The following is a 14891-nucleotide window of genomic DNA, read 5'->3' on the forward strand; positions in this document are numbered from 1 at the left end:
GCGGGCCTTTTGTGGTGATCCGTATACTAATCGAGACAGATCTAAACAGTGTGTTGGTGCCCGAGACAGGAGTCGAACCTGCGACCTTCGCGTTACGAGTGCGCTGCTCTACCAACTGAGCTACACGGGCAGTGGGCTAAACCTAGCACCGGGTTCGAAGGCCAGCAACTTCACACCCCGTTTTGCAGACAAAAAAATGCCCCGCAGTTTTCACTGCGGGGCATTTTTTATAACGTTGAAGCGGTCAGGCGTGGGGAGTGATTAAACGCCCGAAGCCTTGGCTGCTGCTACGTCCTTGATGGATAGCTTGATACGGCCGCGGTTGTCCACGTCCAGTACCAGTACTTCCACTTCCTGGCCTTCTTTCAGGATGTCGGTCACTTTCTCAACGCGAGCGTCGCTCAGCATGGAGATGTGAACCAGACCGTCCTTGCCTGGCAGGATGTTGACGAATGCGCCGAAGTCGACGATGCGCTCAACCTTACCCACGTAGATCTTGCCGATTTCAGCTTCTGCGGTGATGCCCAGAACGCGCTGACGTGCTGCTTCAGCCGCTTCCTTGGTTTCGCCGAAGATCTTGATCGAGCCGTCGTCTTCGATGTCGATCGAAGCCTTGGTCTCTTCACAGATCGCACGAATGGTCGCGCCGCCTTTACCGATAACGTCACGGATTTTGTCGGTGTCGATTTTCATCGCGATCATGGTCGGAGCGTTTTCCGACAGTTCGGTACGCGACTGGCCGATGATCTGGTTCATCTGACCGAGGATGTTCAGGCGCGCTTCCAGGGCTTGGCCCAGAGCGATTTCCATGATTTCTTCGGTGATGCCTTTGATCTTGATGTCCATCTGCAGCGCGGTAACACCTTTGGCGGTACCGGCTACTTTGAAGTCCATGTCGCCGAGGTGGTCTTCGTCACCCAGGATGTCGGTCAGAATGGCAAATTTCTCGCCTTCTTTAACCAGACCCATGGCGATACCGGCAACCGGTGCCTTCATCGGAACGCCAGCATCCATCAGGGCCAGGGAGGCGCCGCAGACCGAAGCCATGGAGCTCGAACCGTTGGACTCGGTGATTTCCGACACAACACGAATGGTGTACGGGAACACGTCAGCGGCAGGCAGCATGGCTGCAATCGAACGACGGGCCAGACGGCCGTGACCGATTTCGCGACGACCGGCGCCACCCATGCGACCACACTCACCTACCGAGAACGGAGGGAAGTTGTAGTGCAGCATGAACGGGTCTTTTTTCTCGCCTTCCAGGGTGTCCAGCAGTTGTGCGTCACGGGCGGTACCCAGTGTTGCAACAACCAGAGCCTGGGTTTCGCCACGGGTGAACAGCGCCGAGCCGTGGGTCTTAGGCAGAACACCGACTTCGATGTTCAACGGACGTACGGTCTTGGTGTCGCGACCGTCGATACGTGGCTTGCCGTTTACGATGTTTTCGCGAACGGTGCGGTATTCGATTTCGCCGAAAGCCGCTTTGACTTCGCTGGAGGAAGGCTGGCCTTCTTCACCGGACAGCTTGGCAACCACCTGGTCTTTCAGTTCGCCCAGACGAGCGTAACGGTCGGCCTTGATGGTGATGGTGTAAGCCTGGGAGATCGCGTCGCCGAACTCGGCACGGATAGCGCCCAGCAGTGCGGTGGCTTCAGGCTGTGGAGCCCAGGTCCAGGTCGGCTTGGCAGCTTCAGCGGCCAGTTCTTTGACAGCGTTGATCACAACCTGGAACTCGTCGTGAGCAAACAGTACCGCGCCCAGCATCTGGTCTTCGGTCAGCTCTTTGGCTTCCGATTCAACCATCAACACGGCTTCCGAAGTACCGGCAACGACCATGTCCAGGCTCGAAGCTTTCTGTTGTTCGTAAGTCGGGTTCAGCAGGTAACCGGTGCTTTCGTGGAACGCAACGCGGGCAGCGCCGATCGGGCCATCGAAAGGAATGCCGGAGATGGCCAGGGCAGCCGAGGTACCGATCATCGCAGCGATGTCCGGATCGGTCTTCTTGCTGGTGGAAACGACGGTGCAGACAACCTGCACTTCGTTCATGAAGCCTTCTGGGAACAGCGGACGGATCGGACGGTCGATCAGTCGGGAAGTCAGGGTTTCTTTCTCGGAAGGACGGCCTTCGCGCTTGAAGAAACCGCCAGGGATCTTACCGGCAGCGTAAGTCTTTTCCTGGTAGTGAACGGACAGAGGGAAGAAGCCCTTGCCTGGATCGGCTTGCTTGGCACCAACGACAGTCACCAATACGCTGACGTCGTCGTCAACGGTGACCAATACTGCGCCGGAGGCCTGACGGGCGATACGGCCAGTCTCGAGGGTAACGGTCGACTGACCGAACTGGAATTTTTTGATTACCGGGTTCACGGTGTCCTACCTTCTTTTGTGGCTCTTGGGGAACTTGTCTTCTTGCGAAATTCTTGGGCAATGTCGGGAGTCGGCCCAACGCCTGTCCAGGGTAAAACGTATATCCAGATAAAACTTGAGGCTGGGAGCCTGCCATGCGCCAGCGGGAAACCCACTGACGCGCGACAGACAACCAACCTCTAGCGCAATCGCTTATTAGCGACGCAGACCCAGGCGACCGATCAGAGTCTGATAACGACCCAGATCCTTGCCTTTCAGGTAGTCCAGCAGCTTACGGCGCTGGTTTACCATGCGGATCAGACCACGACGGGAGTGGTGATCTTTACCGTTGGCCTTGAAGTGACCTTGCAGCTTGTTGATGTTGTGGGTCAGCAGTGCAACTTGCACTTCTGGCGAACCAGTGTCACCAACAGCTTGCTGGTAGTCAGCTACGATTTGAGCTTTTTCTTGAACGTCGAGAGCCATGAGGCAATCCTTTTATCAGGAAACTGTTTCAGAAAAACAGCTTCAACAGGCCAGGGACAAATCCCTGTATCTAAAAATGAGTAGTGACCGTGCCTGTTAACAGCCACCCTCGTCCCAGTTTGTGCAAAAGCTGCTGCGCTTGGTAATCCTGCGTCAAAAACCGGCTCGGAATGCTCATTGACAGCAGTCAACTCCGCTTCCTCGCCTGTTTTTTCCTTGTCTTCCCTTCGCTCGCTACGCTTTTACACCAAACTGGTTCCGGTCATTCTGACCGAATCAGTCGACGTGGCGCGATGCGCCCGTCTTCGCTCACTTCACCGATACCGATGAAGCGACCGTTGTGATCCTGTACCCGTACCATGCCGAACTTCGGTGCATCCGGGGCTCGAACCGGTTGGCCGTTAAGCCAGTAGAACGAGCTGTGCTCCGAGAACTGCAACAGAGGCCAATCCAGCAGGCCGCTGTCCGATGGCATCAGGAAGCGATCAACCGCTTCATTGCCGCCTTCGGCATGTACCGCTTCCAGCTCTTCAAGCGTGACGGTCTGCGCCAGCGTGAAAGGCCCGGCCTGGGTACGTCGCAGTTCAGCAACGTAAGCGCCACAACCGAGTTTCTCACCAATATCCTCCACCAGGGTGCGGATATAGGTGCCTTTGCTGCAATCCACCGCAAGCCGCGCAGTATCACCTTCAAAGGCCAGCAATTCCAAGCGCGCAATAGTAACAGAACGCGGTTCGCGCTCCACTACTTCGCCTGCACGGGCCAGCTTGTACAGCGGCTGACCATCACGCTTGAGCGCCGAGTACATCGGCGGTATCTGACTGATTTGCCCACGAAAACCGGGTAAAACAGCTTCGACATCGGCGCGACCAACGGTCACCGGGCGTTCCTGCAAAACTTCACCCTCGGCATCGGCCGTGGTGGTGGTCTTGCCCAGTTGCGCCAGGGTTTCATAAGCCTTGTCAGAGTCGAGCAGGTACTGCGAGAACTTGGTCGCCTCACCGAAGCACAACGGCAACACGCCGGTGGCCAGCGGATCGAGACTGCCGGTGTGTCCGGCCTTCTCGGCGTTCAGCAACCAGCGGACCTTCTGCAACGCGGCGTTGGAGGTGAACCCCAGCGGCTTGTCGAGCAGGATGATGCCGCTGACGTTACGACGGATACGTTTGACCTGAGCCACCGATTACTCCTTGGCGTCTTCGGGTTCAGCGGCTACCGGGTGCTGATTGTCTTCAGCCACCGCACGCTCGATCAGGGCCGACAGGTGCGCGCCACGCACGACGCTTTCGTCGTAGTGGAAGTGCAACTGAGGAACGCTGCGCAACTTCATTTCGCGGGCCAACTGCATACGCAGGAAACCAGCGGCGGAGTTGAGCACCTTGATGCTTTGTGCGATGTCTTCGGCGTTGTCCTGACCCATCACGGTGATGAAGATCTTGGCGTGACCGACGTCACGGCTGACTTCAACAGCGGTAATGGTGACCAAGCCGACGCGCGGGTCTTTGACTTCACGACGGATCAGCTGTGCCAGCTCACGCTGCATCTGATCGCCGATACGTTGGGTACGGCTGTATTCTTTTGCCATGTCTTGTTACCTGTTACTGCCCCACGGTGAAACCCGAGGGGTCTGAAAGCGGCAAACGCCCGGCCTGACAAAAGCCAGACCGGGCGTTGCGTTTAGAGTCCTGACGCCGTGCCGCGCACTTGCATGCGGCGGCTCGCCGTGGCCCTTGAAGTGCGCGAGTCAGAGGCTGCGAGCAACCTGAACCTTCTCGTAAACTTCGATCTTGTCGCCAGGTTTGACGTCGTTGTAGCTCTTGACGCCAATACCGCATTCCATGCCGGCACGTACTTCGGAAGCGTCATCCTTGAAGCGGCGCAGGGATTCCAGCTCGCCTTCGAAGATAACGATGTCTTCACGCAGTACACGGATTGGACGGTTACGGTGAACAACACCTTCGATAACCATGCAACCGGCAATCGCGCCAAACTTCGGCGAACGGAACACGTCACGCACTTCAGCGATACCCAGGATGTTCTCGCGAACATCGCTGCCCAGCATACCGGTGAGGGCTTTCTTGACGTCTTCGATGATGTCGTAGATCACGTTGTAGTAACGCATATCCAGACCTTCCTGCTCGACGATCTTGCGAGCGCCAGCATCGGCACGCACGTTGAAGCCGAACAGTACAGCGTTGGAGGCCAGTGCCAGGTTAGCGTCTGATTCGGTGATACCACCGACACCGCCACCAACAACACGCACTTGCACTTCGTCGTTACCCAGGCCGTTCAAGGCACCGTTCAACGCTTCCAGCGAACCACGGACGTCGGATTTGAGGACGATGTTGAGCGTCTTCTTCTCTGCCTGACCCATGTTTTCGAAGATGTTTTCCAGCTTGCCGGCGTGAGCACGGGCCAGCTTGACTTCGCGGAACTTGCCTTGACGGAACAGAGCCACTTCACGGGCTTTCTTCTCGTCCGACAGCACGCTCATCTCATCGCCAGCGTCCGGGGTACCGTCCAGGCCGAGGATCTCGACAGGGATGGAAGGACCGGCTTCTTTGATTGGCTTGCCGTTCTCGTCGAGCATGGCACGTACACGGCCATAGTTCGAACCGACCAGGACCATGTCGCCTTGGCGCAGGGTACCGTCTTGAACCAGAACGGTAGCTACCGGGCCACGACCTTTGTCGAGACGCGATTCAACCACAACGCCACGGCCAGGGGCCGAAGGTGTTGCTTTAAGTTCGAGAACTTCGGCTTGCAGCAGAACAGCTTCGAGCAACTCGTCCACGCCAGTACCGACTTTCGCCGAAACCGATACGAACGGGGTGTCGCCGCCCCACTCTTCCGAGGTCACGCCGTGAACCGACAGTTCGCTACGGATGCGATCGAGATCGGCGCCCGGCTTGTCGATTTTGTTCACTGCAACAACCAGTGGAACACCGGCAGCCTTGGCGTGCTGAACGGCTTCAATGGTCTGCGGCATCACGCCGTCGTCCGCTGCAACCACCAGGATCACGATGTCGGTCGCCTTGGCACCACGAGCACGCATTGCGGTAAACGCGGCGTGACCCGGGGTGTCGAGGAAAGTGACCATGCCGCGATCAGTTTCAACGTGGTACGCACCGATGTGCTGGGTGATACCGCCGGCTTCGCCAGCAGCTACCTTGGCACGACGGATGTAGTCGAGCAGCGAGGTTTTACCGTGGTCAACGTGGCCCATTACGGTCACAACCGGTGCACGGGAGAACGTCTCACCTTCAAACTTCAGGGACTCGGCCAGGGAATCTTCCAGGGCGGTGTCGCTGACCAGGGTCACTTTGTGGCCCAGCTCTTCGGCTACCAGCTGAGCAGTTTCCTGATCCAGTACCTGGTTGATGGTCGCTGGAGTACCCAGTTTGAACATGAACTTGATGATTTCAGCAGCCTTGACCGACATCTGATTGGCGAGATCGCCAACAGTGATGGTCTCGCCAATCTGCACATCACGCACGACAGGGCCGGTTGGGCTCTGGAAACCGTGGGCGTTGCGTTTCTTCAGCTTGGCCTTGCCGCGACCACCACGACGGAAGCCATCGCTTTCTTCGTCGGTAGTACGTGGCGCAACACGTGGCGCAGGTGCTTTCTCTTTGACCGAAGCACGATGCGGAGCGTTTTTGCGCTCTCCATCGCCACCGCCGCTGCGACGATTGTTATCGTCGGCACGTGGTTTGTCCGGACGGCGCTGCTCGTTCTGCTTGTTGCGAACGTCAGCAGACGGTGCTGGTGCAGCCGCTACAACCGGCGCGCTTTCACGCACAGGTTCGGCAACTGCAGCAGGCGCAGCAACAGCGCCGGAAGTAGCCGATTGCGCAGCAGCAGGCTGGCGACGCGCTTCTTCTTCGGCGCGACGCTTGGCTTCTTCTTCAGCCTTCTGACGAGCAACATTTTCTACTGCGCGACGTTCATCCAGTTCGCGTTTGCGCTCGGCTTCGATTTCTTCCGGGCTGCGCTGTACGAACACTTTCTTTTTACGGACTTCAACGCTGATGCTTTTGCTGCCAGCAACACGCAGGGTGCTGGTGGTTTTACGCTGCAGCGTGATCTTGCGTGGTTCTTCCACTTTCGCCTTGTGGCTGCTTTTCAAATGAGTCAGCAACGATTGCTTCTCACTGTCAGTCACATTTTCTTCGGCGGCGGTGTGCGGCAGACCTGCCTCACGCATCTGCTGCAACAGGCGCTCTACCGGTGTTTTGACCTCATCGGCCAGTTGTTTCACCGTGACTTGCGTCATGCACTTCTCTCCTCAGGCCGCGCCTAATTACTCGAACCAGTGGGCTCGGGCGGCCATGATCAACTTGCCGGCACGATCATCGTCAATGCCGTCGATGTCGAGCAGGTCGTCAATAGACTGCTCGGCCAGGTCTTCGCGGGTAATTACGCCGCGCACCGCCAGTTCCATCGCCAAATCCTTGTCCATACCCTCAAGCGAGAGCAGGTCTTCGGCCGGATGGGCGTCTGCCAGCTTTTCCTCAGTAGCGATGGCTTTGGTCAACAAACGATCCTTGGCACGAGCGCGAAGCTCGTTGACGGTTTCTTCGTCAAAGCCGTCGATGTTGAGCATTTCTTCCAACGGTACGTAGGCAATCTCTTCCAGGCTGGTGAAGCCTTCATCTACCAGCACCTGTGCCAGGTCTTCGTCGACTTCCAGCTCGTCGATGAAGTTGCGCAGGATGTCGCCGGTTTCTGCTTGCTGCTTAGCCTGGATGTCCGATTCGGTCATCACGTTCAGGGTCCAGCCAGTCAATTGGCTAGCCAGACGCACGTTCTGACCACCACGACCGATGGCCTGAGCCAGGTTATCTGCGCCAACGGCGATGTCCATTGCATGGGCATCTTCGTCAACGATAATTGCCGCCACTTCAGCCGGCGACATTGCATTGATCACAAACTGAGCCGGGTTGTCGTCCCACAGGACGATATCCACACGCTCACCGCCCAACTCACCCGACACTGCCTGGACGCGCGAACCGCGCATACCGATGCAAGCGCCTTGCGGGTCGATGCGTTTATCCTTGGAGCGGACCGCGATCTTGGCGCGCGAACCCGGGTCACGGGACGCAGCCATTACTTCGATCAGGCCTTCAGCGATTTCCGGCACTTCGATGCGGAACAACTCGATCAGCATTTCCGGCGCGGTACGCGACAGGATCAGCTGCGGGCCGCGGTTCTCGGTGCGGATTTCCTTGAGCAGCGCACGCAGACGCACGCCGACACGGAAGGTTTCGCGAGAGATGATGTCTTCACGAGCCAGCAACGCTTCAGCGTTGTTGCCCAGATCGACGATCACGTTGTCGCGGGTCACTTTCTTCACGGTGCCGGAGATGATTTCTCCCAGGCGCTCGCGATAGGCATCAACGACTTGAGCGCGCTCGGCTTCACGAACTTTTTGCACGATGACTTGCTTGGCAGTCTGTGCAGCGATACGGCCGAACTCAATGGATTCGATTTTTTCTTCGACGACATCGCCAACCTTGGAACCAGGATGCGTTTCGGCAACCTTGCTCGGCCAGGTTTCAATGGCCGGATCGTCCAAATCTGCTTCTTCAACGACCGTCCAACGACGGAATGTCTCGTAAGCACCCGTGTGGCGATTGATTTCCACACGCAGATCGACTTCGTCCTCGAAACGCTTTTTGGTAGCAGTGGCCAGAGCCAGCTCCAGCGCTTCAAAAATTACGTTTGCCGGTACGCCCTTTTCATTGGATACCGACTCAACAACCAGCAGTACTTCTTTGCTCATCGTACGCCTCGCCTTTCGCAAGCCATTGGATCCGCGGGATCCGCGTCTCAGTCAAAACTGGGAATAATGTTGGCCTTGTCGATCATATCGATCGGCAACAGGAACTCATGGTCTTCTACCTGCACCACGACGTCCTGCTCTTCTACACCACGCAGAAGGCCCTGAAAGTTGCGTCGTCCTTCAAAAGGCGAGCGCAGCTTGATCTTCACTTGTTCACCGGCAAATTTTGCAAACTGCTCAATAGTGAACAGCGGGCGTTCCATGCCAGGCGAGGAAACCTCAAGGGTATATTCAACGGCAATCGGATCTTCAACATCCAGGACACCGCTGATTTGACGGCTGACAATGGCGCAATCGTCCACCAGTACACCGCCCTCTTTATCGATATAAACGCGCAACATCGAGTGACGACCCTGAGCCGAAAACTCGATACCCCAGCATTCATAGCCCAGGGCCACGACCACCGGGGCCAACAAGGCCTGCAACTCTTCTAGCTTGCTCGACACCTGAACCCCCTCGTGCATGTATGTGCATGCTATGCAAAATAAAAAAATGGGCGAAACGCCCATCCTTGAAACGCCGTCGAACAGCGGCGTAGAAAGTGTCCAGCTAACAAAAAGCCCCTTAAAAGGGGCTCCTTAAACTGGTTGCGGGGGCCGGATTTGAACCGACGACCTTCGGGTTATGAGCCCGACGAGCTACCAGACTGCTCCACCCCGCGACAAAGCTGGGGCAGAAGTATACGACCGATCCCTAACAGGGTCAATGTAACCTTCCACCTACAAGAAAGCCCGCAACAGCGGGCTCTCCTGATAATTGGTACCGAGAAGGGGACTCGAACCCCTACACCCTATGGGCACAACCACCTCAAGGTTGCGTGTCTACCAATTCCACCACCTCGGCAATACTACGCTTGAAACCCTTCTTACTTCTGCTCTTGAGCTGGAGGTACGTCAGTCGCTGGAGTAGCCGACTTTTGCTCTTGAAGCACCGGGACATCATCAGAAGCCGGCTGCTGCTTTGGAACTTCCATCACTGCCGGATTTGGGAGACCTACTTGAGTCAGCTGCTGAGCTTTCTCTTTAGCAAAGTAACCTAACCCTAAGCTGGTTATGAAGAAACCTGCGGCAAGTATAGCAGTAAACTTACTAAGAAAGGTAGAGGAACCTTGGCTTCCGAACACAGTATTTGAAGCACCTGCTCCGAAAGACGCGCCAGCATCCGCACCTTTACCCTGCTGCAGCAATACCAGAGCAACTACGCCCAATGCACCCAGCAGATGAAAAACGACTACGACTGTTTCCAGCATTTTTTCAGTTTCCCGCGGCGCGACAAATCGCACCGAACTCATCTGCATTCAGGGAAGCTCCACCAATGAGCCCCCCATCGATATCCGGCATGCCGAACAGTTCGACCGCATTGGCCGCCTTCACGCTGCCGCCGTATAGAAGCCGCACACCTTGTGCGACTTCAGAATTCTCTTCCGCCAACTGGGCGCGAATGGCTGCATGCACATCCTGCGCTTGTTGCGGTGAAGCAGTCAGCCCGGTACCAATGGCCCAGACCGGCTCGTAAGCAATTACTGCATTTGCAAAAGCACCGACACCCAGCTCCTCAATGATACTGCCTAGCTGACGCCCGACAACCTCAAGAGTTTTCCCGGCTTCACGTTGCTCAAGGGTCTCCCCTACACACAACACCGGAATCAAGCCACATGCCTGTGCCGCTGCGAACTTGCGAATCAGTATCTCGTCTCGCTCGCCGATTATCTGGCGGCGCTCAGAGTGCCCGACAAGCACCAGGGAACAGCCTGCATCCACCAACTGACTCGGCGCAACTTCACCGGTCAATGCGCCCTGCCCGGATTCCATCGCAGAGTTCTGCGCACCGACCGAAATCGACTTTCCTTCCAAACCATCAATCACTTGATTGATATGCAAGCAAGGCGGGAATACCGCTACATCAACACCGCTCGGCAAGGCCAGATGACCAAGGCCATCGATCAGCTCAGCGACGCTGGCGCGGGTACCGTGCATCTTCCAGTTACCAGCTACCATAGGGCGACGCATGCTGTACCTCGTCGGTCAAAGTGGGCGCAGATGTTACCCAACACAATCATGGCTGGCAAGCCGAATTCAGGCAGAAACTTCAGTAACCAGTTTTGCCAGCTCTTCGGCGTAACCGCGAACCTGTGTTTCGTCCTCACCTTCAACCATGACACGCACCAATGGCTCCGTGCCGGACTTGCGCAAGAGCACACGACCACGACCCGCCATAGCCTTGGTAACACGATCACTGGCTTCCTTGACCGACGGATGATCGAGCGGATTCGCACCGCCACCAAATCGGACATTGATCAACACCTGCGGACACTTGCGAAGCGCCTGACGAGCCTGCGCCAGACCTTCTGAACGCCTTTTCAGCGCCATCAGAACCTGCAATGCCGCGATGATCGCATCACCTGTAGTGGTGTGGTTAAAGCAGACGATATGCCCCGAGTTCTCACCACCGACCAACCAGTTGCGCTCAAGCAAGTCAGCGATGACATACCGGTCGCCAACGTTGGCACGCACGAATGGAATCGACAGATCAGCCAGGGCCAGCTCCAGCCCCAGGTTACTCATCAACGTACCGACCACGCCACCTTGCAACTTGTCCCGCTCATGCAGATCGCGGGCGATGATGTACAGCAGCTCGTCGCCATCAACGATGGCGCCAGTGTGATCGACCATCAGGACGCGATCACCGTCACCATCGAAAGCAATACCCAGATCTGCGTGCTCAGCCAATACCGCAGCCTGCAATTGGCCCATATGGGTCGAACCGCAATTGTCATTGATGTTCAGGCCATTAGGCTGAGCAGACAGCACAACGACTTCAGCCCCCAACTCACGAAACACGCTCGGGGCAACCTTGTAGGTTGCGCCGTGGGCGCAGTCGATGACGATCTTCAGGCCCGTGAAGCTGGTACTGGTCGGGACGCTGCTTTTGCAGAATTCAATGTAACGGCCAGAGGCATCGTTGATACGCGAAACTTTGCCAATCTTGCTCGATTCAACCACAGTCATCGGCGTATCGAGCAACTCTTCAATCATCAACTCGACTTCATCCGGAAGCTTGGTGCCCTTTCCGGAGAAGAACTTGATGCCGTTGTCATCGTGAGGATTGTGCGAGGCACTGATCACGATGCCGGCTTCGGCATGAAAGGTGCGCGTCAGGTAGGCGATCGCCGGTGTAGGCATCGGGCCCAACAGCATCACGTCAGCGCCTGCCGACGTCAGACCGGCCTCGAGTGCCGACTCGAACATGTAGCCAGAGATTCGGGTGTCTTTGCCAACCAGCACCTTGCAGGCGCCCATCTTGCGAAACGCCATGCCCGCAGCCCAGCCGAGCTTGAGCATGAAATCAGGAGTGATCGGATATTCACCGACCCGGCCACGAATACCGTCGGTGCCAAAATATTTTTTGCTCATAAGTGCTCCATCATTTTTATTCGGCTGATTCCACTGCGGCGATCATCCGCACCACGTCCATTGTTTCGGCTACATCATGGACGCGCAATATACGCGCCCCATTGGCCGAAGCCAGCGCTGCGAGCGCCAGACCACCATACAGACGCTCACCAACCGGTCGATTCAAGGCCTGACCAATCATGCTCTTTCGCGAAACTCCGACCAACAGAGGTCGCCCCAAGGCATGCAAGGCTTTCATATGCTTAAACAAGCTTAGATTGTGCTGCAAGGTTTTAGCGAACCCAAAACCCGGATCAAGAATAATCCGCTCCGGCGGGATACCCACCGACGCGCACTGAGCCATGCGCTCAGCGAGAAATACTCCCACTTCTTTGGTGACGTCCTGGTAGTACGGATTGTCCTGCATATCGCCCGGCTCACCGAGCATATGCATCAGACACACGGGCAACCCGGTGGCTGCTGCTGCATCCAGGGCACCGTCTCGACGTAGCGAGCGCACATCATTGATCAGACCCGCACCCAGCCGCGCAGTCTCGCGCATGACCGCTGGCGTGGAGGTATCGACCGAAATAATCACATCCAGCTCGCGATGGATGCGCTCGACGATAGGCGCAACGCGCTCCAGCTCCTCAAGCGGCGAAACCGCCCGGGCACCTGGACGGGTTGACTCGCCACCGACATCTATCAGCGTTGCGCCTGCCGCCACCATTGACTCGGCGTGGCGCAGAGCTGCATCGAGCTGGCTGTATCGGCCGCCATCAGAAAAGGAATCAGGAGTGACGTTGAGTATGCCCATGACATGTGTCTGGGCCAAATCAAGAACCCGGTTGCCGCAAGGCAACCGGGTTGAGGACTGAACAGAAGTCATTTCAAACCTTATACGTCAGCAGCGGGACCGCCGATCGGTGTTTCCGGACGCTCATCCTGTACTACCGGAGGTGTTCCGGAAGTACCGGTACCGCCTGACCAGTCACGAGGCTCGCGAGGCGCACGACCCGCCATGATGTCGTCGATCTGATCAGCATCGATCGTCTCGTACTTCATCAAGGCGTCCGCCATGGCATCAAGCTTGTCGCGGTTATCCGTGAGGATCTGCTTGGCCGTGCCGTAGCACTGATCGATGATGCTGCGTACTTCCGAGTCAATCAGCTTGGCGGTCTCACCGGAGAAGCTTGCGCCCTGACCACCGCCGCCGCGACCGAGGAACACTTCACCCTCTTCTTCGGCATACATCAACGGACCGAGTTTTTCCGACAAGCCCCACTTGGTCACCATGTTTCGCGCAATCTGGCTGGCACGCATGATGTCGTTGGACGCACCGGTGGTGACACCATCGAAGCCCAAGGTCATTTCTTCAGCGATACGGCCACCGTACAGCGAGCAGATCTGGCTGATCAGCGCACGCTTGGACAGGCTGTAACGATCTTCTTCCGGCAGGAACATGGTCACACCCAGCGCACGACCGCGCGGGATGATAGAGACCTTGTAGACCGGATCATGCTCAGGCACGACGCGACCAACGATAGCGTGGCCGGCTTCGTGATAAGCAGTGTTCTGCTTTTCCTTCTCGGACATGACCATGGATTTGCGCTCGGCGCCCATCATGATCTTGTCTTTCGCCAGTTCGAACTCTTTCATTTCGACGATGCGCTTGCCGGCACGGGCGGCGAACAAAGAAGCCTCGTTCACCAGGTTAGCCAGGTCTGCACCTGAGAAACCAGGTGTACCGCGAGCGATTACCGCTGGAGCGACGTCGTCACCCATCGGCACTTTGCGCATGTGAACCTTGAGAATCTGTTCGCGACCACGTATGTCTGGCAGCCCCACCACAACCTGACGGTCGAAACGACCTGGACGCAGCAATGCCGGGTCCAATACGTCAGGGCGGTTGGTTGCAGCGATAACGATGATGCCGTCATTCATTTCGAAGCCGTCCATCTCTACCAGCAACTGGTTGAGAGTCTGCTCCCGCTCATCGTGACCGCCGCCCATGCCGGCGCCACGGTGGCGACCAACGGCGTCGATTTCATCGATAAAGATGATGCATGGCGCGTGTTTCTTGGCCTGCTCGAACATGTCTCGAACACGGCTGGCACCGACGCCGACAAACATTTCAACGAAGTCGGAACCGGAGATGGTGAAGAATGGCACTTTCGCTTCGCCGGCGATTGCCTTGGCCAGCAAGGTTTTACCGGTACCCGGAGGACCGACCATCAGTACGCCGCGAGGAATACGACCACCCAGGCGCTGGAACTTGCCCGGATCACGGAGAAATTCGACCAGTTCGCCGACTTCTTCCTTGGCTTCGTCGCAACCGGCAACGTCAGCCAATGTGGTTTTTACCTGGTCTTCGGAGAGCAGGCGCGCCTTGCTCTTGCCGAAGCTCATCGGTCCGCCTTTACCGCCCGCTCCGCCCTGCATCTGCCGCATGAAGAACATGAACACGGCGATGATCACCAGGATCGGGAAGCTTGCGACCAGGAGCTGAGTCCAGATGCTTTGCTGTTCAGGCTGTTTGCCTTCGACCACGACGTGGTTGTCCACGAGATCGCCGATCAGGCCGTTGTCCTGGATTGCCGGACGAATGGTCTTGAAGCTGTCGCCGTCGGTGCGTTTACCGGTAATCACGTAGCCGTCAACCGCTACGCGCTCGACCTTGCCATCCTTGACCTGCTGGATGAAGTCGGAATAGTTGAGGGTCTGCGGCTCGTTAGGGCTGGAGAAGTTGTTCATCACTGTCACCAGGACAGCCGCGATGATCAACCACAGGATCAGATTCTTTGCCATATCGTTCAATTAAC

At 57.0% G+C, this 14891-nt stretch carries 12 protein-coding genes and 3 tRNA genes; all 15 read right to left on the bottom strand.

Annotated elements, in window-relative coordinates; all coding sequences use genetic code 11:
* Positions 1-54: 54 nt before the first annotated feature.
* Positions 55-130 (bottom strand) — tRNA-Thr (locus tag PMI22_RS0129010).
* A gap of 131 nt (positions 131-261) precedes the next feature.
* Positions 262-2367: a polyribonucleotide nucleotidyltransferase gene (pnp, locus tag PMI22_RS26570; protein ID WP_007942868.1), complete on the bottom strand. Its 2106-nt coding sequence runs from the start codon at positions 2365-2367 to the stop codon at positions 262-264.
* A gap of 195 nt (positions 2368-2562) precedes the next feature.
* Positions 2563-2832, bottom strand: a complete 270-nt coding sequence (gene rpsO, locus PMI22_RS0129015) for a 30S ribosomal protein S15 (protein WP_003177875.1) — start codon at positions 2830-2832, stop codon at positions 2563-2565.
* Positions 2833-3094: 262 nt separating this feature from the next.
* Positions 3095-4012 carry a tRNA pseudouridine(55) synthase TruB gene (gene truB / locus PMI22_RS26565; protein WP_007942871.1) on the bottom strand — a complete coding sequence of 306 codons (918 nt, stop codon included), beginning with the start codon at positions 4010-4012 and terminating at the stop codon, positions 3095-3097.
* A gap of 3 nt (positions 4013-4015) precedes the next feature.
* A complete protein-coding gene (rbfA, locus tag PMI22_RS26560) occupies positions 4016-4417 on the bottom strand; it encodes a 30S ribosome-binding factor RbfA (RefSeq protein WP_007942872.1) in 402 nt (133 codons plus the stop codon).
* A gap of 159 nt (positions 4418-4576) precedes the next feature.
* Positions 4577-7108 carry a translation initiation factor IF-2 gene (gene infB / locus PMI22_RS26555; RefSeq protein ID WP_007942873.1) on the bottom strand — a complete coding sequence of 844 codons (2532 nt, stop codon included), beginning with the start codon at positions 7106-7108 and terminating at the stop codon, positions 4577-4579.
* Positions 7109-7135: 27 nt separating this feature from the next.
* The gene (nusA, locus tag PMI22_RS26550) at positions 7136-8617 is read right to left on the bottom strand and encodes a transcription termination factor NusA (protein WP_007942874.1); all 1482 of its coding nucleotides are present in this window, start codon (positions 8615-8617) and stop codon (positions 7136-7138) included.
* Between the two features lie 47 nt (positions 8618-8664).
* Complete coding sequence (rimP, locus tag PMI22_RS26545) at positions 8665-9123, bottom strand: ribosome maturation factor RimP (RefSeq protein WP_010463487.1); 459 nt, start codon at positions 9121-9123, stop codon at positions 8665-8667.
* Positions 9124-9261: 138 nt separating this feature from the next.
* A tRNA-Met gene (locus PMI22_RS26540) sits at positions 9262-9338 on the bottom strand.
* Between the two features lie 96 nt (positions 9339-9434).
* Positions 9435-9520, bottom strand: a tRNA-Leu gene (locus PMI22_RS26535).
* 22 nt (positions 9521-9542) lie between these two features.
* Entirely contained in the window at positions 9543-9926 is a 384-nt protein-coding gene (gene secG, locus PMI22_RS26530) for a preprotein translocase subunit SecG (protein ID WP_033048675.1), read from the bottom strand.
* A gap of 4 nt (positions 9927-9930) precedes the next feature.
* Entirely contained in the window at positions 9931-10686 is a 756-nt protein-coding gene (gene tpiA, locus PMI22_RS26525; RefSeq protein WP_007942877.1) for a triose-phosphate isomerase, read from the bottom strand.
* Positions 10687-10752: 66 nt separating this feature from the next.
* Positions 10753-12090 (bottom strand): phosphoglucosamine mutase, encoded by a 1338-nt coding sequence (glmM, locus tag PMI22_RS26520; RefSeq protein ID WP_007942882.1) that lies wholly within the window; start codon positions 12088-12090, stop codon positions 10753-10755.
* Between the two features lie 16 nt (positions 12091-12106).
* Complete coding sequence (gene folP, locus PMI22_RS26515) at positions 12107-12958, bottom strand: dihydropteroate synthase (RefSeq protein ID WP_007942884.1); 852 nt, start codon at positions 12956-12958, stop codon at positions 12107-12109.
* Between the two features lie 8 nt (positions 12959-12966).
* Positions 12967-14877: an ATP-dependent zinc metalloprotease FtsH gene (gene ftsH / locus PMI22_RS26510; protein WP_033048677.1), complete on the bottom strand. Its 1911-nt coding sequence runs from the start codon at positions 14875-14877 to the stop codon at positions 12967-12969.
* Between the last annotated feature and the right edge of the window lie 14 nt (positions 14878-14891).

It is taken from the genome of Pseudomonas sp. GM21 (assembly GCF_000282215.1).
Lineage (GTDB): Bacteria > Pseudomonadota > Gammaproteobacteria > Pseudomonadales > Pseudomonadaceae > Aquipseudomonas.

What these genes read in the sequence shown, in the direction of transcription:
- rpsO (WP_003177875.1), bottom strand. Translation starts at nt 2,832, where the DNA reads ATGGCTCTCGACGTTCAAGAAAAAGCTCAAATCGTAGCTGACTACCAG.
- nusA (WP_007942874.1), bottom strand. Translation starts at nt 8,617, where the DNA reads ATGAGCAAAGAAGTACTGCTGGTTGTTGAGTCGGTATCCAATGAAAAG.
- tpiA (WP_007942877.1), bottom strand. Translation starts at nt 10,686, where the DNA reads ATGCGTCGCCCTATGGTAGCTGGTAACTGGAAGATGCACGGTACCCGC.
- ftsH (WP_033048677.1), bottom strand. Translation starts at nt 14,877, where the DNA reads ATGGCAAAGAATCTGATCCTGTGGTTGATCATCGCGGCTGTCCTGGTG.
- rbfA (WP_007942872.1), bottom strand. Translation starts at nt 4,417, where the DNA reads ATGGCAAAAGAATACAGCCGTACCCAACGTATCGGCGATCAGATGCAG.
- folP (WP_007942884.1), bottom strand. Translation starts at nt 12,958, where the DNA reads ATGACTTCTGTTCAGTCCTCAACCCGGTTGCCTTGCGGCAACCGGGTT.
- infB (WP_007942873.1), bottom strand. Translation starts at nt 7,108, where the DNA reads ATGACGCAAGTCACGGTGAAACAACTGGCCGATGAGGTCAAAACACCG.
- secG (WP_033048675.1), bottom strand. Translation starts at nt 9,926, where the DNA reads ATGCTGGAAACAGTCGTAGTCGTTTTTCATCTGCTGGGTGCATTGGGC.
- glmM (WP_007942882.1), bottom strand. Translation starts at nt 12,090, where the DNA reads ATGAGCAAAAAATATTTTGGCACCGACGGTATTCGTGGCCGGGTCGGT.